A 21,455-nucleotide genomic window follows, 5' to 3' on the forward strand; every position below is an offset into this window, starting at 1 on the left:
AAAACATTCAATATTTATTTCGTGATGCTTTTTTCATACTCTTATTCGTGATATACTAGGTCAGTATTTTAGAATATGAAGGAGATTCTTTATGGCTAAAAAAGGTGCCCTAACAGGTTTGCTCCTGTTTGGAATATTTTTTGGTGCGGGGAACTTGATTTTTCCGCCTTCTCTAGGTGCCCTATCTGGAGAACATTTTCTTCCTGCCATTGCAGGTTTTGTCTTTTCAGGCGTCGGTATCGCCGTTTTGACACTTATTATTGGAACGTTAAACCCGAAAGGATACATTCACGAGATTTCTAAGAAAATCTCACCTTGGTTTGCGACGCTTTATCTCGCAGTCCTCTATTTATCAATTGGTCCCTTCTTCGCCATTCCACGTACAGCCACAACAGCTTACGAAGTCGGGATTAGCCCCCTTTTATCAGAGGCGAATAAAGGACTTGGATTGATTGTCTTTACCGTACTATATTTTGCAGCGGCTTATTTGATTTCACTCAATCCATCAAAGATTTTGGATCGGATCGGACGTATCTTGACACCAGTCTTTGCTTTGTTGATCGTTATCTTGGTTGTACTAGGTGCCTTCAAGTATGGTGGAACAAGTCCTCAAACGGCCTCAGAAGCTTATCAATCCTCTGCTTTTGGGACAGGTTTCCTAGAAGGGTATAATACCTTGGATGCTCTTGCTTCAGTCGCCTTTAGTGTGATTGCTGTTCAAACCTTGAAACAACTTGGATTCTCAAGTAAGAAAGAGTACATTTCAACTATTTGGGTGGTTGGTATCGTTGTAGCTCTTGCCTTTAGCGCTCTTTACATCGGTTTAGGATTCCTTGGAAATCACTTCCCGGTACCAGCAGAAGCAATGAAGGGTGGAACACCAGGTGTTTATATCTTGTCGCAAGCTACTCAGGAAATCTTTGGTTCAACAGCTCAACTCTTCCTTGCTGTTATGGTAACTGTAACCTGCTTCACAACGACAGTTGGCTTGATTGTGTCTACAGCTGAGTTCTTTAATGGACGTTTCCCACAAATCAGCTACAAGGTCTATGCAACTGCCTTTACCTTGATTGGATTTGCTATTGCAAACCTTGGTCTTGATGCAATCATTAAGTATTCAGTTCCAGTACTGGTAATCTTGTACCCAATCACCATCGCCATTGTGATGATTGTGATTGTTAATAAGTTTGTCGCCCTATCAAAACCAGGTATGCAGTTAACTATTGGGCTTGTTACAGCGATTGCTCTTGCAAGCGTCCTTGGAAGCTCCTTTAAGATTGAGTTTCTAGAAAATCTTGTGAATGCTTTGCCTTTTGCTAAGGCATCCCTCCCATGGTTGGTACCTGCTATCATTGGAATCTTGCTTTCGCTGGGTCTACCAAACAAACAAGAGAGTGATGTTTTTGAGATGGAATAAAAAAATTCTTGGTCAACGACCAAGAATTTTTTGTATAAGCACGACTCATTAGTTGGTTTGTTCAGTATAACCAGCCTCTTTAAGCATTTTTTTCGAGGCAGCAAAGCTTACACGGTTTCCAATACCAGAATATTCGTTCGGCATTGCTTTTTTCAATTCGTCAAGACTCGCGACAGTCATGTCAACCTCGATGTTTTGGATAACTTTTTCGTCTTGAATTTCAACTTTTTGTGTAACCCCTTTGACCCCTTCATACCCTTTATAAGTATCGTCAACAATTTCCTTAATACCTTCCGCGGTATTATTAAGTTTTCCAGGGTCAAGTACATTATGAACAGTTTGTTTTACAACGTCATCTCCCTTCACAGTATAAGTCAAGGTAGAATGAATCCCAGGTTTGCTATTGTGGACAAATGTGTGAGTTTCTGTCTCATCTTTCTTTTCAGATGATTGTTGGCTGCTTTGTTTGCTCTCACTTGACTGAGTTGTTGTGTCTTCTTTGCTACTGCTGCTAGCAGGTGTTGATGCTTGTTTGGAACATCCGAGTAGGAGGACAAGTGAAGCCACAAGGGCTAGTGATACTTTAAAGTATGATTTCATATTTTTACTTCCCTTTCATAATCAAAGCATTTGTATTATAACATGGATCTATAGTGAAAGCAACTAAACATAATTTTTCCCCTTTTGAGAAGGAGTCTGACTAGAAAAATGTTATAATGGTAGCAAAAGAGGTGAAGAAATGAATCAAACTGTAAACTATATCAAAGAATTAACCGCCATTGCATCGCCAACGGGTTTCACTCGGGAGATTTCAGACTACCTAATCCATACTTTAGAAGAGCTTGGTTACCAGCCGGTTCGTACAGCCAAGGGTGGTGTCAATGTGACCATTAAAGGTCAAAATGATGAACAACAACGTTATGTGACTGCCCATGTGGATACGCTAGGTGCTATTGTTCGTGCAGTCAAACCAGACGGTCGTCTCAAATTAGATCGTATCGGTGGTTTTCCTTGGAACATGATTGAAGGGGAGAACTGTACGGTTCGTGTGGCTAGCACAGGTAAAAAGGTATCTGGAACCATCCTCATCCACCAGACTTCTTGTCATGTCTACAAGGATGCAGGAACTGCAGAACGCACACAGGACAATATGGAAGTGCGTTTGGATGCAAAAGTAACCAATGAAAAAGAAACTCGTGCCTTGGGCATCGAGGTTGGCGACTTTATCAGTTTTGACCCGCGGACAGTCGTGACAGAGACTGGTTTTATTAAGTCCCGTCACTTGGATGATAAAGTCAGCGCAGCGATTTTGCTCAATCTTCTTCGTGTTTATAAGGAAGAGGGGATTGCATTGCCAGTAACAACTCATTTTGCTTTTTCAGTCTTTGAAGAGGTGGGCCACGGTGCCAACTCCAATATTCCAGCTCAGGTAGTAGAATATCTAGCTGTAGATATGGGAGCTATGGGCGATGACCAGCAGACGGATGAGTATACAGTGTCTATCTGTGTCAAGGATGCTTCGGGTCCCTATCACTACGACTTCCGTCAACATTTAGTGGCTTTGGCAAAGGAGCAAGATATTCCATTTAAGCTCGACATTTATCCATTTTACGGTTCGGATGCTTCGGCAGCTATGTCAGCAGGAGCAGAGGCCAAGCATGCCCTCCTTGGAGCTGGTATTGAGTCCAGTCACTCTTACGAACGAACACACATTGATTCAGTAGTGGCGACTGAGCGTATGGTCGATGCTTACCTCAAGAGTGCATTGGTAGACTAATATGTGCTTGATTTGTTAAAGAATTGAATGGATCAAGGCAGGGAAGAATCCCTACTTTGTAAAAGAACTAGAAACAGGCTATGTTGTTATCGGAGACCACCAATACTTTAAGGGATATACCTTATTTCTAGCAAAAGAGCATGTCACAGAACTCCACCATATGGAGACTTCTGTAAAACTTCGTTTTCTAGAGGAAATGAGTCTGGTCCAAGAAGCTGTTGCCAAAGCGTTTAAAGCTGAAAAGATGAACATCGAACTTCTAGGAAATGGAGATGCCCACGCTCACTGGCACCTCTTTCCAAGACGATCAGGTGATATGAATGGTCATGGTCTTAATGGTCGTGGTCCAGTCTGGTGGGTGCCCTGGGAAGAAATGGCGGCAGAAGATTGCCAAGTGCAATCCCGTGAGTTGGAACAAATGATTAAAGCCTTATCCGATGAATTAGAGAAGCATGTGATTTAAGAGAGGAAGAAAAAATGAAAAAAAGATATATCGTTTTATCCGGTTTGCTAGCAGTAACCCTAGCAGCATGTTCTCAAGAACAACCTAAAAATGAAGAAAATACTCAAAAAACGGAACAAACTAGCCAACCTGAGGGTACTGTAGGGAGCAAATCTCAAGCTTCTAGTCAGAAGAAGGCAGAAGTTGTCAATAAGGGAGACCACTATAGTATACAAGGAAAATACGATGAAATCGTCGTAGCTAATAAGCACTATCCTTTGTCAAAAGACTACAATCCAGGAGAAAATCCAACAGCCAAGGCGGAGTTGCTAAAACTCATTGCAGCAATGCAAGCAGCTGGCTACCCAATCAGCGATCATTACAGTGGTTTTAGAAGTTATGAAACTCAAACCAAACTTTATCAAGACTATGTGAATCAAGATGGTAAGGAAGAGGCAGATCGCTACTCAGCCCGCCCTGGATACAGTGAACACCAAACAGGTCTTGCTTTTGATTTGATTGGGACTAATGGAGAATTGGTAACAGAAGAAAAAGCAGCCCAGTGGCTCTTGGATCATGCAGCTGACTATGGCTTTGTTGTTCGCTATCTCAAAAGCAAGGAAAAAGAGACTGGCTACATGGCGGAAGAATGGCATCTTCGCTACGTTGGAAAAGAAGCCAAAGAAATTGCTGCAAGTGGCCTTAGTTTGGAAGAATACTATGGCTTTGAAGGCGGAGATTACGTCGATTAAAAAAGAAATTTTTCTCTTGCATTTTTAGATAAATAGTGTATAATGGATGGGTATGTGTAAAGCATACTTGTGGGAGGTAAAAATCTTTAATTACCGCCAAAACCACAAAGGAGGATTTAAAAATGGCTAAAAAAGTCGAAAAACTTGTAAAATTGCAAATCCCTGCTGGTAAAGCTACACCAGCTCCACCGGTTGGACCTGCTCTTGGTCAAGCTGGTATCAACATCATGGGATTCACAAAAGAGTTCAACGCTCGTACAGCTGACCAAGCTGGTATGATTATTCCAGTTGTTATCTCAGTATACGAAGACAAATCATTTACTTTCGTTACAAAAACACCACCAGCTGCTGTTCTTTTGAAAAAAGCTGCAGGTGTTGAAAAAGGATCAGGTACACCTAACAAAACTAAAGTTGCTACAGTTACTCGTGCACAAGTACAAGAAATTGCAGAAACTAAGATGCCAGATTTGAACGCAGCAAACATTGAGTCTGCAATGCGTATGATCGAAGGTACTGCTCGTTCTATGGGATTCACTGTTGTTGACTAATCAATAACACAGTAGAAAATCTCACAGCAGTCTATTAGTTGCTTTTCATACTAGGCAAGTGACTGACGCTTGTACTTGGGTACAGCAAAGGAACTGAACGAAGTAGGAAAAGGAAAATAATAGACTGAAAACCCGCAAGACTTCATCATTTCGAGAAGTGACGTGGGAGATGAAAATCGATTGAACCACTTACAAGGAGAATAGAAAATGGCTAAAAAAAGCAAACAACTTCGTGCTGCTCTTGAGAAAATCGACAGCACAAAAGCATACAGCGTAGAAGAAGCTGTAGCACTTGCAAAAGAAACTAACTTTGCAAAATTTGACGCAACTGTAGAAGTTGCTTACAACTTGAACATCGACGTTAAAAAAGCTGACCAACAAATCCGTGGCGCAATGGTATTGCCAAACGGTACTGGTAAAACTTCACGCGTTCTTGTTTTTGCACGTGGTGCAAAAGCTGAAGAAGCAAAAGCTGCTGGTGCAGACTTTGTTGGTGAAGATGACCTTGTTGCGAAAATCAACGACGGTTGGTTGGACTTCGACGTAGTTATCGCTACACCTGACATGATGGCTCTTGTTGGACGTCTTGGACGTGTCCTTGGACCACGTAACTTGATGCCAAACCCTAAAACTGGTACTGTAACAATGGATGTTGCTAAAGCAGTTGAAGAGTCTAAAGGTGGTAAAATCACTTACCGTGCTGACCGTGCAGGTAACGTTCAAGCAATCATCGGTAAAGTATCATTTGAAGCTGAAAAATTGGTTGAAAACTTCAAAGCTTTCAACGAAACAATCCAAAAATCAAAACCAGCTACAGCTAAAGGAACTTACGTAACAAACTTGACAATCACAACTACTCAAGGTGTTGGTATCAAAGTTGACGTAAACTCACTTTAATCAGTAGTTTATAAAAGAGAAGACGAGTACGAAAGTGCTCGTTTTTTTTTTGATGAGTATTACCTTTTAGAAAAATCAGTTCATTGATCAGCTTTGTAGCAATAGTGCGTTTCCTCTTCTTCTTTCACAGAAAATATGCTATAATAGAGAGTAAAAAACTTTGAAAGAAAGAAAAAGATGAATTTAAAAGATTATATCGCAACGATTGAAAATTATCCTAAGGAAGGCATTACCTTCCGTGATATCAGCCCTTTGATGGCAGATGGAAATGCTTATAGCTACGCTGTTCGTGAAATTGTTCAGTATGCAACAGACAAAAAAATTGATATGATTGTGGGCCCAGAGGCTCGTGGATTTATTGTCGGATGCCCAGTTGCTTTCGAGTTGGGAATTGGCTTTGCACCTGTTCGTAAACCAGGAAAATTGCCACGTGAAGTGATTTCTGCTGACTATGAGAAAGAGTACGGTATTGATACCTTGACTATGCATGCTGATGCAATCAAGCCAGGCCAACGCGTTCTCATCGTAGATGATCTCTTGGCAACAGGTGGAACTGTCAAGGCAACAATTGAGATGATTGAAAGACTTGGTGGAATTGTAGCCGGTTGTGCTTTCTTGATTGAGTTGGATGAGCTTAAAGGCCGTGAAAAAATCGGAGATTACGATTACAAGGTACTTATGCATTATTGATAAAAAACAGTCCTTGGGGCTGTTTTCTCTTCATCTGCTATATAAATTAACTATAGCTAGTTAGAGAAAAACTATAATTGAAAACTATATCTTCATACAGTATAATAAAGGGAAGAAGTATTTGGAGGTTTTTACTTTCAAACAGACAAGATCATTCCCGAAATAGAGAACTGTTAGGAGGGTATTATGCCGATTCGACTTGATAAAAAATTACCAGCTGTTGAGATTTTAAGGACAGAAAATATCTTTGTGATGGACGACCAACGGGCCGCTCATCAGGATATTCGCCCCTTGAAGATTTTGATTTTAAATCTCATGCCCCAAAAGATGGTGACAGAAACGCAACTCTTGCGGCACTTGGCTAATACACCGTTGCAATTAGATATTGATTTCTTATATATGGAAACGCATCATTCAAAGACAACCCGTGCCGAACATATGGAAACCTTCTATAAGACCTTTCCAGAGGTCAAGGATGACTTTTTTGATGGAATGATTATCACGGGAGCACCAGTGGAGCATTTGCCTTTTGAGGAGGTGGATTACTGGGAGGAATTTAAGCAGGTCATCGAATGGTCCAAGACGCATGTTTTTTCAACCTTGCATATATGTTGGGGTGCACAAGCAGGTCTTTATGTTCGCTATGGTGTTGAAAAGCACCAGATGGATCGGAAACTATCAGGTATTTACCCACAGGATACCTTAAAAGAGGGGCACCTTCTTTTTAGAGGTTTTGATGATCGCTATGTAGCTCCTCATTCTCGTCATACTGAGATTTTAAAAGAAGAAATCTTAAACAAGACCAATCTTGAGATTCTGTCAGAAGGTCCTGAGGTTGGGGTTTCCATCCTAGCTAGTCGAGATCTACGTGAGATTTATAGTTTTGGTCATTTGGAGTACGATCGTGACACTTTAGCAAGAGAGTATTTTCGTGATTATGAGGCGGGGCTCGACCCTCATATCCCAGAGAACTACTTTAAAAATGATGATGTGAATGAGACACCGTGTCTCTGTTGGTCTTCATCAGCTGCCCTCTTTTTCAGCAATTGGGTGAACTATGCAGTTTATCAGGAAACCCCTTTTGACTGGAGGAAGGTAGAGGATGATGCGGCTGCATTTGGATATTTATAAGAGGAATTATGACATATTTTGACGCTTTCAAATCAGGGAACTTGGTTTTGCCAAGTGCCCTGCTCTTGCATTTTAAGGAACTCTTTCCTTCCAGCGAAGATTTTCTCGTCTGGCAATTTTTCTATTTACAAAATACCACAGCCCTAGGAGATGTTTCGCCTAGCCAAATAGCTAAAATCATTGGGAAAGAGGTGGCAGATGTCAACCAATCCATTTCGAATTTGACTGAAAATGGTTTGCTACAATATCGGACCATTGAACTAAATGGGGAAATTGAGCTGATTTTTGATGCTAGTCTGGCTTTTGAACGCTTGGATAGCTTGTTGGATAGCCAAACTCCAGCTGCAACTGCCCCAAACTCCAAAAATCAATTGAAGGATCTGGTTGAAACCTTTCAGCAGGAATTGGGGCGCTTGTTAACACCATTTGAAATCGAAGATCTTTCCAAGACTGTCAAAGACGATGGAATCAAGGCGGATTTGATCAAGGAAGCTCTCCGAGAGGCGGTTTTTAATGGCAAACCAAACTGGAAGTACATTCAGGCAATCCTTCGTAACTGGCGCCATGAAGGTATCCAGTCTGTAGCTCAGGTGGAGGCCAAACGAGCAGAGCGAGAAGCGAACAATCCCAAACAAGTTCAGGCTTCAGCTGATTTCCTCGATGCCATGAATTTGTGGCAAGATTAGTCGCTTGAAAAATCTTGAAAATTAGAGTAAGGTTTGCAAGCTCCTTATAAATATGATAGAATAATAGTGAATAAAATGAAAAAAGAGGTATGTGAAATGTCACGTAAACCATTTATCGCTGGTAACTGGAAAATGAACAAAAATCCAGAAGAAGCAAAAGCATTCGTTGAAGCCGTTGCATCAAAACTTCCTTCATCAGACCTTGTTGAAGCAGGTATCGCAGCTCCTGCAGTTGATTTGACAGCTGTTCTTGCTGCTGCTAAAGGTTCAAACCTTAAAGTTGCTGCTCAAAACTGCTACTTTGAAAATGCAGGTGCGTTCACTGGTGAAACTAGCCCACAAGTTTTGAAAGAAATCGGTACAGACTACGTTGTGATCGGTCACTCAGAACGTCGTGACTACTTCCATGAAACTGACGAAGATATCAACAAAAAAGCAAAAGCAATCTTTGCAAACGGTATGCTTCCAATCATCTGTTGTGGTGAGTCACTTGAAACTTACGAAGCTGGTAAAGCGGCTGAATTCGTAGGTGCTCAAGTATCTGCTGCATTGGCTGGCTTGACAGCTGAACAAGTTGCTTCAACAGTTATCGCTTACGAGCCAATCTGGGCTATCGGTACTGGTAAATCAGCTTCACAAGACGACGCACAAAAAATGTGTAAAGTTGTTCGTGACGTCGTAGCAGCTGACTTTGGTCAAGAAGTTGCGGACAAAGTTCGTGTTCAATACGGTGGTTCTGTTAAACCTGAAAACGTTGCTTCATACATGGCTTGCCCAGACGTTGACGGTGCCCTTGTTGGTGGTGCGTCACTTGAAGCTGAAAGCTTCTTGGCATTGCTTGATTTTGTAAAATAATCTAGCTTATTCCAGACAGACAGTTAAAAGTACTAAGTGACTTTGACTGCCTGTCTTATTTTTACTTGGAGCATTCTTGTGAAAGAGGGATTTTTCTAGACTAGGAAAGTTCCTTAGGGAAAGAAAGGCGTGCAGATGCGCGCTCTTTTCTATATCAAAAAGTTATGAAAGGGGGGGTTATGCTCTATATTTGGTCTTATTTGAAAAAATATCCCAAGTGGTTATTCTTGGATTTCTTTGGAGCGGTTTTCTTTGTTATTGTCAATCTTGGACTGCCAACTGTTCTGGCTCGGATGATTGATGAAGGTGTGAATAAAGGGAATGAACAGCAATTGTATGTTTGGGCTGCAATTATGCTGGTGATTATCCTATGTGGAACCTTGGGGCGTATAGTCTTAGCCTACGCTGCTAGTAAGCTGACGACCAATATGGTTAAGGATATGAGGGATGATCTCTATGCCAAATTACAAGAGTATTCTCATCATGAATATGAAAAGATTGGAGTGTCTTCACTGGTTACTCGCATTACCAGTGATGCCTTTGTTCTCATGCAGTTTGCAGAACAGACCTTAAAACTGGGTGTCATCACCCCCATGATGATGCTGTCTAGTATCTTAATGATCTTCCTGACCAGTCCGTCATTAGCCTGGATAAGTGGCCTTTGCAGTACCTTTCTTAGCCGTGGTGGTCATTTATGTAGCGGTCAAGACTCGACCATTATCAGAGAAACAGCAGGCTACCTTAGATAAGATAAACCAATATGCCAGGGAAAATCTGATGGGACTCCGTGTCATTCGTGCCTTTGCCCGTGAGGAGTTTCAAGAGGAACGCTTTGCAGGACAAAATGCAGTCTATGCAGCTAATTCCAATCGTCTGTTTAAACTAACCGGTTTGACGGAACCCTTGTTTGTTCAGATTATCATTGCCATGATTGTAGCTATTGTCTGGTTTGCTCTGGACCCTATCAAACAAGGAAGCTTGCAAATTGGGGACCTAGTAGCCTTTATCGAATATAGTTTCCACGCCCTCTTGTCCTTCCTTTTCCTATCCAATCTCTTCACCATGTATCCTCGTACAGCCGTTTCGAGTGAACGTTTGAAAGAAGTCATGGATATGCCGATTTCTATTGATCCCAATGAAGGAGGAGTCAGAGAGACAGAAACTCACGGTTATTTGGAATTTGAAAATGTCACATTTGCCTATCCTGGTGAGACGGAAAATCCTGTTTTGCACAATATTTCTTTCAGTGCTAAACCAGGTGAAACCATTGCCTTTATCGGATCGACCGGATCGGGCAAGTCCTCTCTTGTGCAATTGATTCCTCGTTTTTACGATGTCACACTTGGGAAAATCAAGGTTGATGGTGTCGATGTGAGGGATTACCGCCTCAAGTCTCTCCGTCAAAAGATTGGTTTTATCCCGCAGAAGGCCTTGCTGTTTACAGGAACTATCGCTGAAAATATCCGCTATGGGAAGGAAGATGCTAGTCACAAAGACCTACATCAGGCAGCGGATGTGGCGCAAGCTAAAGATTTTATCGAAAGCCGAGAAGAAGGCTTTGCGACCCATCTAGCTGAAGGTGGAAGCAACCTTTCTGGAGGACAGAAACAACGTCTCTCAATTGCCAGAGCGGTTATAAAGAATCCTGATATCTATATTTTTGACGATTCTTTCTCAGCCTTGGATTATCGTACGGATGCCATTTTGCGCCGTCGTCTCAAGGAAGTAACACAGAATGCAACGGTTTTAATTGTTGCTCAACGTGTCGGAACCATCATGGATGCGGATCAGATCATCGTTCTGGATAAGGGTGAAATCGTAGGTCGTGGTCGACATGAGGAATTGATGGAGACCAATGCCATCTATCGTGAGATTGCTGAGTCGCAGTTGAAAAATGCATCTCTAACAGAAGAATAGGAGGAAATATGAAAACACAATCTAGTTTGGCTCGTTTGTGGAGCTATTTGAAAGCCTACTGTTTTTCTGTCTTTTTTGCAGTCTTTCTAAAAATTTTGAGTGTGGTCATGAGTGTCTTGGAGCCTTTTGTCTTGGGGCTCGCCATTACGGAGTTGACAAAAAATCTCTTAGATATGGCTAATGGTCTTGCAGACGCTCGTATCAATACTGGCTACATCGGAACCGTTTTAATTATTTACCTCTTTAGAGGTCTCTTGTATGAACTTGGTTCTTATTATTCCAACTATTTCATGACCAATGCGGTCCAGTCTATGACTCAGGATCTGCGAAATGAAATGACCGAGAAAATCAATCGTATCCCAGTATCTTTCTTTGATAAACACCAATTTGGTGATTTGTTGGGGCGCTTTACCAGTGACGTTGAGACCGTGTCTAATGCTCTTCAACAGTCTTTTCTCCAAATCGTCAATGCCGTTTTGACGATTATTCTCGTCATGGGAATGGTTTTATACTTGAACTTTCAACTGGCTATAGTGGTGATTCTATCCATTCCAGTGACCTATTTCGGTGCAAGAAGTATCCTGAAACGTTCTCAGCCTTATTTTAAAGAGCAGGCGGCTATTTTAGGACGGATGACTGGCTATGTGCAGGAAAATCTTACAGGTTTTAATGTCTTGAAACTCTACGGTCGTGAGGAATCCTCTCATAAAGAATTTTCTAAGATTACAGACGACCTCCAACGTGTTGGTTTTAAAGCCAGCTTTATCTCTGGGCTTATGATGCCAGCCCTTCATGCTGTATCGGACTTGACCTATCTGATCGTTGCAGTTCTTGGTGGTTTGCAAGTGATTGCGGGTCGCTTGACAGTGGGGAATATGCAGGCCTTTGTTCAGTATGTTTGGCAGGTCAGCCAGCCTATCCAAAACATCACACAACTTGCGGGTCAAATGCAAAGTGCTAAGTCTTCGCTAGACCGCATCTTCGATATCTTGGATGAGACAGAGGAAGTCAAGGGAGAAGAACTCGAAATCCTTGAACCCTTAACAGGTCAGGTGACCTTCAAGCAAGTTGACTTCCAGTATGTTGAAAACAAACCATTGATTCGAGACTTTAATCTAGAAGTTCAACCAGGAGAGATGGTGGCGATTGTTGGTCCTACTGGAGCTGGTAAGACGACCTTAATCAATCTGCTTATGCGCTTTTACGATGTCACAGCAGGCGCAATCTTGGTTGACGGGCAGGATATTCGCCAGTTGTCACGTCAAGACTATCGCCGTCAGTTTGGGATGGTCTTGCAGGATGCTTGGCTTTATGAAGGTACGATCAAAGAAAACCTACGTTTTGGAAATCTTGACGCCAGTGACGAGGAAATAATAGAAGCTGCCAAAGCAGCAAATGTAGACCACTTTATCCGAACTCTTCCTGGTGGTTACAACATGGAGATGAACCAAGAGTCAAGTAATATTTCCCTCGGGCAAAAACAACTCTTGACCATCGCGCGTGCTCTCCTAGCCAATCCTAAAATTCTCATTCTGGATGAAGCAACTTCCTCTGTTGATACCCGTTTGGAACTCTTGATTCAAAAAGCTATGAAACGCTTGATGAAGGGAAGAACCAGCTTTGTCATCGCCCACCGTCTCTCTACCATTCAAGAAGCAGACAAGATTCTCGTTCTCAAGGACGGACAGATTATTGAGCAGGGAAATCATGAAAGCTTGCTACAAGCAAGAGGCTTTTATTATGATTTGTACCAAAGTCAATTTTCGGGTAAAGCTGATCAAGTCAGCTAATCAAAACTGTCCAGATTTTTCTTAAATTATCAGTCTATTGCAACTTTTCTCAGATAGTACACTTTCCTTGCTATCGTTTTCTGATAGTAGTATACTTGTATTATAGCTACTGTAAAGTGGTTATAAAAAAATGAAAAGAGGTAAGAAATATGGTTGAATTGAAAAAAGAAGCGGTAAAAGACGTAACGACATTATCTAAAACAGCGCCAGTAGCATTGGCAAAAACAAAGGAAGTATTGAACCAAGCAGTAGCGGACTTGTATGTGGCTCACATTGCCCTTCACCAAGTTCACTGGTATATGCGTGGTCGTGGTTTCCTCGTATGGCATCCAAAAATGGATGAATACATGGATAGCCTTGATGGTTATCTTGACGAAATCAGCGAACGTTTGATCACCCTTGGTGGCAAACCTTATTCAACTTTGACAGAGTTCCTTCAACACAGTGAAATCGAAGAAGAAGAAGGAGAATTCCGTAACGTTGAAGAAAGCTTGGAACGTGTTCTAGCGATTTACCGCTACCTCATCGCTCTTTTCCAAAAAGCTTTGGATGTGACAGATGAAGAAGGCGATGATGTTACAAACGATATCTTTGTTGGTGCTAAGGCTGAACTTGAGAAAACAGTTTGGATGATTGCAGCAGAACTTGGACAAGCTCCTGGTTTGTAAGATATAGTTGCTACCCCTTTTATCATAAGGCGCTTGATAAGTGTCCATGATCAATCATCTTTTAAAAGTCATGTAACTGTAAAAAGTTGCATGATTTTTTTGTTTGCTGGACTTAGGACACATTGTCAAAAGTAGGATTTTACGGTATAATAGTTGCTGTTCAATAACATATGAATTTTAAAGAATAATTGTTAGTTTAAGGAGGACTTATGAACAACTTACCAAATTGCCCAAAATGTAATTCAGAATATGTCTACGAAGACGGAAGTCTCTTGGTCTGCCCAGAGTGTGCCTATGAATGGAATCCTGCGGAAGTTGCAGAAGTAGAAGAAGGTGTTGTTGCTATTGATGCCAATGGAAATAAATTGGCTGACGGCGATACTGTAACCATTATCAAGGACTTGAAAGTAAAAGGTGCGCCAAAGGATTTGAAACAAGGAACTCGTGTTAAAAATATCCGTATCGTAGAAGGTGACCACAACATCGACTGTAAGATTGATGGTTTTGGAGCTATGAAACTCAAGTCAGAGTTTGTTAAGAAAATCTAGCCATGAAACTGAATTATAAATTTATCTTTTATAGTCGTGTGCTCTTGTTCTTAGCGGCATTTACAGGAGTTTATTTGGAGATTACCAAGCACGGTGGCTTTGGTATGCTCCTTTACTACACAGTGTTGTCCAATCTTTTGGTAACGATTTTCACGGGTTATCTGCTCCGTGTGATGAGCCGTTCAGGTGAAAATTGGCAAAGTCCAACCTTGCTTCGTCTCAAGGGTGGCGTTACCATGAGTATCATGATTACCTGTGTGATTTACCATTTTATGCTTGCTCCGATTGCGACAGACTTTTACAGAGTGGAAAATTTCCTTTGCCACTATATCGTTCCACTCTGGTTTTTAGCCGACACCCTCTTCTTTGATAAACAGGGTCAATACAAGATCTGGGATCCAGTCTTGTGGACCATCTTGCCCTTAGTTTATATGATTTTTGCCTTGTTTAACGGCTTGGTCTTAAAACTCAATATTCCAAATTCCAAGGACAATCCCTTCCCATATTTCTTTTTGAATGTGAACAAGGGTTGGGATGTAGTCATCAAATGGTGTTTGATCATTTTTGCGGCGTATATGGTTGCAGGCTTCATCTTCTATATGATCAAGCAAATCAAGCGAAAATAGTCTTCCTATGAGGAAAGTTAGGACGGAGTCTCTAGTTCAATTGGGCTCCTTCTTTTCTTGCCATCTTCCTTTTAAAAGGATCAACAGTGAGAAATATAGAAATATATAGAAAGAAAATCCATGAAACAATATCTAGAACGGGCTAGTATTTTGGCCCTCTCCCTCGTTTTGATTACCTCCTTTTCCATCTCAAGTGCTCTGCCAGCCATGTTTGACTATTATCAGGGCTACCCCAAAGAACAAATCGAGCTCCTGGTCAGTCTCCCTTCTTTTGGAATCATGATTATGCTGGTTTTAAATGGGTTTTTGGAGCGTTTGCTTCCTGAGCGACTTCAGATTAGTCTGGGACTTCTCATCCTCTCTATCGGTGGAACAGCTCCCTTCTGGTATCAGGAGTACAACTTTGTCTTTGCGATGCGGATTTTATTTGGTTTGGGTGTGGGGATGATCAATGCCAAGGCTATTTCCATCATCAGCGAACGCTATCATGGAAAGACACGGATTCAGATGCTGGGTCTCCGCGGATCAGCAGAAGTTGTCGGGGCGTCGATTTTGACTCTAGTGGTAGGTCAACTCTTATCCTTGGGATGGACAGTGACCTTCTTGGCCTACAGTGCGGGATTTTTAGTATTGATCCTTTATCTGCTCTTTGTCCCTTATGGGAAAGAAAAGAAAGAAACAAAGAAAAAAGAGGCCGAAACAATTCGTTTGACAGGACAGATGAAAGGCTTAATTTTTCTATTGGCTGTCGAAGCAGCAGTTGTTGTCTGTACCAACACAGCTATCACCATTCGTATTCCTAGTCTGATGGTGGAAAGAGGTCTAGGGGATGCCCAGTTATCGAGTTTGGTTTTAAGTATCATGCAGTTGATTGGTATCTTGGCAGGTGTGAGTTTTTCTTTCTTTATCTCTCTGTTTAAAGAAAGGTTGCTCCTTTGGTCAGGTATCACCTTTGGATTGGGGCAGATTGTGATTGCCTTGTCTCCGTCATTGGGTGTGATGGTAGTTGGAAGTGTTGTGGCAGGTTTTTCTTACAGTGTGGCCTTGACGACTGTCTTTCAGCTTCTTTCTGAAAGAATCCCAGCCAAGCTCCTTAATCAGGCAACATCTTTTGCAGTGCTAGGATGTAGCTTTGGAGCCTTTACGACACCTTTCATTCTTGGGGCGATTGGCTTGGTGACTCAAAACGGTATGTTGGTCTTCACCATTCTAGGATGCTGGTTGATTGTCACTTCTATTTTTGTTATGTACGCACTTCAAAAAAGAGCTTAGGATTGGTTTCCTAAGTTTTTCTTTTTGGGAATTTTGTACCCAGACAATTATTGTTTTTTAAACTTGTTTACACTTTTATTTCCTGATAAAATAGAAGTTATGACAAGATATAAAGCAATCATTTCCTATGACGGGTATGCATTTGCTGGTTTTCAGCGGCAGCCTCATGCGCGGAGCGTTCAAGAGGAAATCGAAAAAACCTTAACGAAACTGAATAAAGGACAAGCCATCACTGTACACGGTGCTGGTAGGACTGATAGTGGGGTCCATGCTCTGGGACAGGTTATTCATTTTGACCTGCCCTATCAGATGGATGAGGAAAAACTCCGTTTTGCTCTAGATACCCAGTCTCCTGAAGATATCGATGTGATTTTGATTGATATTGTGGCAGATGATTTTCATTGCCGTTATGCTAAGCATAGCAAGACCTATGAGTTTATCGTGGATAGGGGGCGTCCCAAAAATCCTATGCGTCGTCACTATACCACTCACTTTCCTTATCCACTTGATGTGGAACGGATGCAGGCGGCCATCAAAAAGCTAGAGGGAACCCACGATTTCACTGGTTTTACAGCTTCTGGGACTAGTGTGGAGGACAAGGTTCGGACCATTACAGAAGCCAGTCTTAGGATTGATGAGACAGGGCAGTTTTTGACTTTTACCTTTTCAGGAAATGGTTTCTTGTATAAGCAGATTCGCAATATGGTGGGGACGCTGCTCAAAATCGGAAATAATCGGATGCCAGTTGAGCAGATTGACCTCATCTTAGAGAAGAAGGACAGGCAGCTAGCAGGTCCAACGGCGGCACCAAATGGCTTGTATTTAAAGGAGATTCGTTATGAAGAATAATCGTATTTTAGCCCTTTCTGGGAATGATATTTTTAGTGGCGGTGGATTGTCAGCTGATTTGGCTACCTATACCTTGAACGGCTTGCATGGCTTTGTTGCAGTGACTTGTTTGACGGCCTTGACAGAGAAGGGGTTTGAAGTCTTTCCAACTGACGATGCCATTTTTCAACATGAATTGGATAGCATGCGTGATGTCGAGTTTGCAGGGATTAAGATTGGCCTTCTCCCTACTGTCAGTGTGGCTGAGAAGGCCTTGGACTTTATCAAGCAACGTTCAGGAGTGCCTGTGGTATTGGACCCCGTTATGGTCTGCAAGGAAACGCACGACGTGGCTGTTAGTGAGCTCTGCCAAGAGTTGATTCGTTTTTTTCCTCATGTCAGTGTGATTACGCCAAATCTTCCTGAAGCAGAATTGTTAGCGGGTCAAGAGATCAAAACATTGGAAGATATGAAAACTGCAGCGCAGAAATTGCATGATTTAGGAGCGCCAGCAGTTATTATCAAGGGAGGCAATCGCCTCAGTCAGGACAAGGCAGTGGATGTCTTTTATGATGGACAAACTTTCACTGTTCTAGAAAACCCAGTCATTCAAGGCCAAAATGCGGGTGCAGGATGTACCTTTGCCTCAAGCATCGCCAGTCACTTGGTTAAAGGGGATGAACTTTTACCAGCAGTAGAGAGCTCGAAAGCTTTCGTTTACCGTGCTATTGCACAAGCAGATCAATATGGAGTAAGACAATATGAAGAAAACCAAAACAACTAAAATCGCCCTTGTATCCCTCTTAACCGCCCTTTCTGTGGTTCTAGGTTATTACTTGAAAATTGGAACGCCAACAGGAATATTGACTCTCTTGGATGCAGGTATTTTCTTTACTGCCTTTTACTTTGGCAGTAAAGAAGGGGCCGTCGTTGGAGGACTAGCAGCTTTTCTGCTTGACCTTTTATCAGGCTTTCCACAGTGGATGTTCTTTAGCTTGGTAAACCATGGATTGCAAGGATTTTTTGCAGGTTTTAAAGGGAAATGGCAATGGCTAGGCCTTGTCTTGGCTACTATCGTCATGGTAAGTGGCTACGCTCTGGGCTCAACTCTAATGAATGGCTGGTCAGCAGCCTTGCCAGAAATCCTTCCAAACTTCCTACAAAATACCTTGGGAATGGTTGTGGGATTTGTAGTCTTTCAGAGTGTCAAGAAGATAAAATAAGAAAGTCAGCTTCAATAGCTGACTTTTTGCTTGTCTAGATTTAATCAAAATAAAGCAAATCTTTGCTGGTGCTTGTAAAGAGGTCAAAGCCATCCTTGGTAACAACACCACAGTCTTCGATACGAACGCCGACTTTACCAGGGATATAGATACCTGGTTCAACAGAGAAGCACATGCCTTCTTCGATGACCATGTCGTTTCCTTCCATGATAGAAGGGAATTCGTGGACATCCATACCGATACCGTGACCGAGACGGTGGTTGAAGTACTCTCCATAACCAGCTTTTTCAATGACTTCGCGAGCAGCGCGATCAACTTCATGTGCAGTCACACCTGGCTTGATAAAGTCAAGAGCAGCTTGTTGGGCTTCCAGAGTCAAGTTGTAAATATCCTTCTTGAATTGATCTGGTTTACCGACAGCGACAGTACGAGTCATATCTGATGCGTAGCCATTGACCATGACACCGAGGTCAAAGAGGAGAAGGGCGTCTTTTTCGACCTTGTTTGCACCAGGAATTCCGTGCGGATTTGCAGCGTTATCACCAGTCAAGACCATGGTATCAAAGCTCATTTCATAGCCTTCACGTTTCATGGCAAAGTCAATTTGGGCAATGATGTCTGTCTCAGTTTTATCAAGAGAAATATTGTCAAAACCAACTTTTACAGCCTTATCAGCATAGAGACCTGCAACCATCATTTTTTGCACTTCGTCAGCTGATTTGATGAGGCGCATACGTTGGATGCGAGGAGTGAGGTTTTCAAACTCAGCAGTTTCAAAAACTGTTTTCAAACCATGGTATTTTGTCAAGATGAGATTGTCAAACTCAACAGCAACACGTTTGAAGTCAAGCTGAGGCAAAGCATTTTTGATTTTTTGCCATGGATTTTCAGAATCCACATAGCCCACAACTGGGAAAGAGACAGTGTTGCTTGCACGCTCCACTTCAAGGGCTGGGACAAAGAGGAGGGGTTCCTGATCTGCTAGAACAAAGAGGAACATTTGGCGTTCATGGGGATCACTGTAAAAGCCAGTGAGGTAATTAATAGTGACGGGGTCAGATACGACAGCGACGTCTAGTTTTTCTGATTCAAGATATGTTACGATTTGTTGTAATTTAGACATATGCTACCTTCTTTCTACCCCTCTATTTTGGCAAAAAAAGAGAGAAAATGCAAGAGAGAAGGGTAAAAGAACAGGCAAAAAGAACTCCGACAAGATAGGGGAGTTCTTTGATATGGTTTTCTTTGGTTTAAGAAAAGTCAGCCTTGCTTTTCACATCACTGTATTCTTCAGCGATTTCTTGACTGAGGATGTCCTCATAGGCAGGGAGTTGGATATCCTGACCGTATTTCTTCTTGAGGGCAGTAGTAACCAGGCGATAAGCTAGATTGGCATTGCGAGAGAGGATAGGTCCGTGGAAGTAGGAACCAAAGACATTCTTATAATGAACCCCTTCGCCGACCTTTTCCTCGTTGTTTCCATTTCCATAGACCACCTGTCCCAGCGGTTTTTGGTCATCTGAGAGGAAGGTACGTCCCTGGTGATTTTCAAAGCCATAGTAGGTTTCATCAAAATCTTCATTGTGAATCTTGATGTCACCGATAAAGCGGTTGTTGGTCTGGTTGAGGGTGTAGTGGCCCATGACCCCTAGCCCTTCTATGCGTTTCCCTGAAGCCTCAACATAATATTGCCCCAATAGTTGGAAACCACCGCAGATGGCTAGAACTACTCCGTTGTTTTGGATGTAGTTGTCAATGCTCTCTTTTTTAGCAGGAAGGTCGCCTGCGATGATGCTTTGTTCAAAGTCTTGACCGCCACCGAAAAAGGCAATATCATAGTGATTTTCATCAAAGTCATCATGGAGAGAAACGATGTCAACCGTCACATGTGCCCCCAATTTTTCAGCCACATACTTGAGCATGAGGATGTTTCCATTGTCCCCGTAGGTATTCATGAGGTTTCCATAGAGGTGGGCAATGTTGAGCTGATAAGGGTAGTTGCCAGCTTTTGAGGAAAGTGAAGTATAAACCATTAGTTCATCTCCTTTCTAACAATCTGACGACTAGCCAGCAGTTCGCGGAATTCAAGCATAGCAGTATAAGTAGCCAGGATATAGGCATGCTTGCAGTCTTGGTTCTCAATGGTCTTGAGAACTTGTTCCAGACTGCTTGTTTCAGTGATTTTCTCAGCTGGATAGCCTGTCACTCGTAGACGACGTGCGATTTCAGAATGACGGACACCACCAGCGTTGATTTCAGGAATGTCCATGTCAGTGATTTGTTCAAAGTCCGCATCCCAGATCCAGCTAGTATCAATCCCATCAGCATAGTTGGCGTTGAGAAGGACAGAAAGGCTAAATGGATAAGGCGCTAGTTTAATCATCTCGATAGCCTGAGTTGCACCGACTGGATTCTTAATCAAGACGAGAGTACATTCCTTATCACCGATATGGAAGGTTTCCTGGCGTCCAAAGACAGCACGGCTCTTGTCAAATCCTTGCTTGATCCGTTGCGAATCTTCACCGAGGAAACGGGCGATGGCAACCGCAGCAAGGGCATTGTAGATATTATAGAGTCCACCGATTTGAATGCCGTATTCTTGCCCGTCAATGACAAAGCGGGAGCGATTGTTAGTCAACTCAACCAGTTCTGTCAGACGGTAGTCCAAGTCAGGTCGTTTGCAGCCACAATTTTCGCAGATATAGGACCCCAAGTTGGCATAGGTATTGAGTTCATATTTGAGGATGCCTTGGCAGTCAGGACAGAGGATTCCTTCGGTATTGTAGTGAGCAAGTTTTGCTGGACCTTTCTCCAAATCAAAACCAAAATACTGAACAGGATTTGGAATTGGAGGCTTGTAGAAAAGTGGACTGTCACCGTTAAGGAGGACAGTAGCAGTAGGAACTTTTCGAATAGCATCCAAAATCATGTTATAAGTCGTGTAAATCTCACCGTAGCGGTCCATCTGGTCACGGAAGATATTGGTGATGACAAAAAGACTAGGATGGATATAGTCACAGATACGAGATAGGCTGGCCTCGTCGATTTCGAGGACGGCAATGTTTTTCCCAGTTTTAGAAGATTTGGCTGTTAGGAAGGTTGTTGCAATCCCTGTAATCATGTTGGCACCACTAGTATTGGTCAGAACCTGACCATAAACTTCTCTTAAAATGCCGACAGTGAGGGCAGTTGTCAGGGTTTTCCCGTTGGTTCCAGTGACCACGACAATCTCGTAGTTCTTAGCTAGATTTTGTAAAATATCTTTATCAAAATGAAGGGCGAGTTTTCCTGGGAGCGTACTTCCACGGCCAAGACGGCTCAAGATGAAGTGAGATGAATGCCCAGCTAGGAGGCCCAAAGTAGTTTTTAATTTCATGTTTCTATTATA

General features: G+C 42.3%; 22 protein-coding genes and 1 pseudogene. 19 read left to right on the forward strand and 4 right to left on the reverse strand.

The features are described 5' to 3' along the window. Positions 1–91 precede the first annotated feature (91 nt). Positions 92–1,417: a branched-chain amino acid transport system II carrier protein gene (gene brnQ / locus MK396_RS03300; RefSeq protein ID WP_268723650.1), complete on the forward strand. Its 1,326-nt coding sequence runs from the start codon at positions 92–94 to the stop codon at positions 1,415–1,417. 48 nt (positions 1,418–1,465) lie between these two features. Here brnQ and MK396_RS03305 read toward each other — a convergent pair whose 3' ends face one another. Further along, entirely contained in the window at positions 1,466–2,017 is a 552-nt protein-coding gene (locus tag MK396_RS03305) for a DUF1307 domain-containing protein (protein WP_268723651.1), read from the reverse strand. Between the two features lie 139 nt (positions 2,018–2,156). Here MK396_RS03305 and MK396_RS03310 point away from each other — a divergent pair, with 139 nt between their 5' ends. The 18 genes and pseudogenes from MK396_RS03310 (at position 2,157) to MK396_RS03395 (ending at position 18,067) form a co-directional block, all read left to right on the forward strand. Further along, complete coding sequence (locus tag MK396_RS03310; RefSeq protein ID WP_268723652.1) at positions 2,157–3,194, forward strand: M42 family metallopeptidase; 1,038 nt, start codon at positions 2,157–2,159, stop codon at positions 3,192–3,194. A gap of 22 nt (positions 3,195–3,216) precedes the next feature. Next, the gene (locus MK396_RS03315; protein WP_268723680.1) at positions 3,217–3,657 is read left to right on the forward strand and encodes an HIT family protein; all 441 of its coding nucleotides are present in this window, start codon (positions 3,217–3,219) and stop codon (positions 3,655–3,657) included. 14 nt (positions 3,658–3,671) lie between these two features. Continuing rightward, a complete protein-coding gene (gene ldcB / locus MK396_RS03320; RefSeq protein WP_268723653.1) occupies positions 3,672–4,388 on the forward strand; it encodes an LD-carboxypeptidase LdcB/DacB in 717 nt (238 codons plus the stop codon). A gap of 122 nt (positions 4,389–4,510) precedes the next feature. Beyond that, positions 4,511–4,936, forward strand: coding sequence for a 50S ribosomal protein L11 (gene rplK / locus MK396_RS03325; RefSeq protein WP_001085808.1), 426 nt, complete (start codon positions 4,511–4,513; stop codon positions 4,934–4,936). Between the two features lie 207 nt (positions 4,937–5,143). Then, positions 5,144–5,833 carry a 50S ribosomal protein L1 gene (rplA, locus tag MK396_RS03330; RefSeq protein WP_001085676.1) on the forward strand — a complete coding sequence of 230 codons (690 nt, stop codon included), beginning with the start codon at positions 5,144–5,146 and terminating at the stop codon, positions 5,831–5,833. Positions 5,834–6,010: 177 nt separating this feature from the next. Beyond that, entirely contained in the window at positions 6,011–6,523 is a 513-nt protein-coding gene (locus MK396_RS03335; RefSeq protein WP_001049315.1) for an adenine phosphoribosyltransferase, read from the forward strand. Between the two features lie 186 nt (positions 6,524–6,709). Beyond that, a complete protein-coding gene (gene metA / locus MK396_RS03340) occupies positions 6,710–7,654 on the forward strand; it encodes a homoserine O-acetyltransferase MetA (RefSeq protein WP_033583487.1) in 945 nt (314 codons plus the stop codon). An 8-nt stretch (positions 7,655–7,662) separates the two neighbouring features. After that, positions 7,663–8,340, forward strand: a complete 678-nt coding sequence (locus MK396_RS03345) for a DnaD domain-containing protein (RefSeq protein ID WP_268723654.1) — start codon at positions 7,663–7,665, stop codon at positions 8,338–8,340. A 96-nt stretch (positions 8,341–8,436) separates the two neighbouring features. After that, complete coding sequence (gene tpiA, locus MK396_RS03350) at positions 8,437–9,195, forward strand: triose-phosphate isomerase (protein ID WP_000087900.1); 759 nt, start codon at positions 8,437–8,439, stop codon at positions 9,193–9,195. Between the two features lie 179 nt (positions 9,196–9,374). Further along, positions 9,375–11,112: pseudogene (locus MK396_RS03355) on the forward strand (ABC transporter ATP-binding protein). 8 nt (positions 11,113–11,120) lie between these two features. Further along, a complete protein-coding gene (locus tag MK396_RS03360; RefSeq protein ID WP_268723655.1) occupies positions 11,121–12,902 on the forward strand; it encodes an ABC transporter ATP-binding protein in 1,782 nt (593 codons plus the stop codon). Positions 12,903–13,051: 149 nt separating this feature from the next. After that, the gene (locus MK396_RS03365) at positions 13,052–13,570 is read left to right on the forward strand and encodes a Dps family protein (protein WP_084872675.1); all 519 of its coding nucleotides are present in this window, start codon (positions 13,052–13,054) and stop codon (positions 13,568–13,570) included. A gap of 209 nt (positions 13,571–13,779) precedes the next feature. Continuing rightward, positions 13,780–14,118 (forward strand): zinc ribbon domain-containing protein YjdM, encoded by a 339-nt coding sequence (locus MK396_RS03370; RefSeq protein WP_268723656.1) that lies wholly within the window; start codon positions 13,780–13,782, stop codon positions 14,116–14,118. 2 nt (positions 14,119–14,120) lie between these two features. Further along, positions 14,121–14,744 (forward strand): Pr6Pr family membrane protein, encoded by a 624-nt coding sequence (locus tag MK396_RS03375; RefSeq protein WP_268723657.1) that lies wholly within the window; start codon positions 14,121–14,123, stop codon positions 14,742–14,744. A gap of 120 nt (positions 14,745–14,864) precedes the next feature. Next, positions 14,865–16,016: an MFS transporter gene (locus MK396_RS03380; protein ID WP_195215444.1), complete on the forward strand. Its 1,152-nt coding sequence runs from the start codon at positions 14,865–14,867 to the stop codon at positions 16,014–16,016. A gap of 99 nt (positions 16,017–16,115) precedes the next feature. Further along, positions 16,116–16,865 (forward strand): tRNA pseudouridine(38-40) synthase TruA, encoded by a 750-nt coding sequence (gene truA, locus MK396_RS03385; protein WP_268723658.1) that lies wholly within the window; start codon positions 16,116–16,118, stop codon positions 16,863–16,865. Then, on the forward strand, positions 16,855–17,628 hold the full coding sequence (locus MK396_RS03390; RefSeq protein ID WP_268723659.1) for a bifunctional hydroxymethylpyrimidine kinase/phosphomethylpyrimidine kinase: 774 nt from the start codon (positions 16,855–16,857) through the stop codon (positions 17,626–17,628). Before truA ends, MK396_RS03390 begins: the two co-directional genes overlap by 11 nt. Further along, positions 17,606–18,067 carry an ECF transporter S component gene (locus MK396_RS03395; RefSeq protein WP_268723660.1) on the forward strand — a complete coding sequence of 154 codons (462 nt, stop codon included), beginning with the start codon at positions 17,606–17,608 and terminating at the stop codon, positions 18,065–18,067. The genes MK396_RS03390 and MK396_RS03395 overlap by 23 nt, the downstream gene beginning before the upstream one ends. A gap of 40 nt (positions 18,068–18,107) precedes the next feature. Here MK396_RS03395 and MK396_RS03400 read toward each other — a convergent pair whose 3' ends face one another. The 3 genes from MK396_RS03400 to murT all read right to left on the reverse strand — a co-directional run bounded on the left by MK396_RS03400 (position 18,108) and on the right by murT (position 21,443). Continuing rightward, the gene (locus tag MK396_RS03400; RefSeq protein WP_084881423.1) at positions 18,108–19,190 is read right to left on the reverse strand and encodes a M24 family metallopeptidase; all 1,083 of its coding nucleotides are present in this window, start codon (positions 19,188–19,190) and stop codon (positions 18,108–18,110) included. Positions 19,191–19,317: 127 nt separating this feature from the next. Continuing rightward, a complete protein-coding gene (gene gatD / locus MK396_RS03405) occupies positions 19,318–20,100 on the reverse strand; it encodes a lipid II isoglutaminyl synthase subunit GatD (protein WP_070799947.1) in 783 nt (260 codons plus the stop codon). Next, positions 20,100–21,443, reverse strand: coding sequence for a lipid II isoglutaminyl synthase subunit MurT (gene murT, locus MK396_RS03410; protein ID WP_247954440.1), 1,344 nt, complete (start codon positions 21,441–21,443; stop codon positions 20,100–20,102). The genes gatD and murT overlap by 1 nt, the downstream gene beginning before the upstream one ends. Positions 21,444–21,455 lie beyond the last annotated feature (12 nt).

The organism is Streptococcus oralis (assembly GCF_026782235.1).
GTDB lineage: Bacteria > Bacillota > Bacilli > Lactobacillales > Streptococcaceae > Streptococcus > Streptococcus oralis_CC.

Excerpts from the sequence above, each read along its gene's own strand:
- MK396_RS03305 (WP_268723651.1), bottom strand. The coding sequence starts at position 2,017 with ATGAAATCATACTTTAAAGTATCACTAGCCCTTGTGGCTTCACTTGTC.
- metA (WP_033583487.1), top strand. The coding sequence starts at position 6,710 with ATGCCGATTCGACTTGATAAAAAATTACCAGCTGTTGAGATTTTAAGG.
- MK396_RS03370 (WP_268723656.1), top strand. The coding sequence starts at position 13,780 with ATGAACAACTTACCAAATTGCCCAAAATGTAATTCAGAATATGTCTAC.
- rplA (WP_001085676.1), top strand. The coding sequence starts at position 5,144 with ATGGCTAAAAAAAGCAAACAACTTCGTGCTGCTCTTGAGAAAATCGAC.
- truA (WP_268723658.1), top strand. The coding sequence starts at position 16,116 with ATGACAAGATATAAAGCAATCATTTCCTATGACGGGTATGCATTTGCT.
- MK396_RS03390 (WP_268723659.1), top strand. The coding sequence starts at position 16,855 with ATGAAGAATAATCGTATTTTAGCCCTTTCTGGGAATGATATTTTTAGT.
- MK396_RS03360 (WP_268723655.1), top strand. The coding sequence starts at position 11,121 with ATGAAAACACAATCTAGTTTGGCTCGTTTGTGGAGCTATTTGAAAGCC.
- MK396_RS03310 (WP_268723652.1), top strand. The coding sequence starts at position 2,157 with ATGAATCAAACTGTAAACTATATCAAAGAATTAACCGCCATTGCATCG.
- MK396_RS03365 (WP_084872675.1), top strand. The coding sequence starts at position 13,052 with ATGGTTGAATTGAAAAAAGAAGCGGTAAAAGACGTAACGACATTATCT.
- MK396_RS03395 (WP_268723660.1), top strand. The coding sequence starts at position 17,606 with ATGAAGAAAACCAAAACAACTAAAATCGCCCTTGTATCCCTCTTAACC.
- MK396_RS03335 (WP_001049315.1), top strand. The coding sequence starts at position 6,011 with ATGAATTTAAAAGATTATATCGCAACGATTGAAAATTATCCTAAGGAA.
- murT (WP_247954440.1), bottom strand. The coding sequence starts at position 21,443 with ATGAAATTAAAAACTACTTTGGGCCTCCTAGCTGGGCATTCATCTCAC.
- tpiA (WP_000087900.1), top strand. The coding sequence starts at position 8,437 with ATGTCACGTAAACCATTTATCGCTGGTAACTGGAAAATGAACAAAAAT.
- ldcB (WP_268723653.1), top strand. The coding sequence starts at position 3,672 with ATGAAAAAAAGATATATCGTTTTATCCGGTTTGCTAGCAGTAACCCTA.
- rplK (WP_001085808.1), top strand. The coding sequence starts at position 4,511 with ATGGCTAAAAAAGTCGAAAAACTTGTAAAATTGCAAATCCCTGCTGGT.
- MK396_RS03375 (WP_268723657.1), top strand. The coding sequence starts at position 14,121 with ATGAAACTGAATTATAAATTTATCTTTTATAGTCGTGTGCTCTTGTTC.
- gatD (WP_070799947.1), bottom strand. The coding sequence starts at position 20,100 with ATGGTTTATACTTCACTTTCCTCAAAAGCTGGCAACTACCCTTATCAG.
- MK396_RS03345 (WP_268723654.1), top strand. The coding sequence starts at position 7,663 with ATGACATATTTTGACGCTTTCAAATCAGGGAACTTGGTTTTGCCAAGT.
- brnQ (WP_268723650.1), top strand. The coding sequence starts at position 92 with ATGGCTAAAAAAGGTGCCCTAACAGGTTTGCTCCTGTTTGGAATATTT.
- MK396_RS03380 (WP_195215444.1), top strand. The coding sequence starts at position 14,865 with ATGAAACAATATCTAGAACGGGCTAGTATTTTGGCCCTCTCCCTCGTT.
- MK396_RS03400 (WP_084881423.1), bottom strand. The coding sequence starts at position 19,190 with ATGTCTAAATTACAACAAATCGTAACATATCTTGAATCAGAAAAACTA.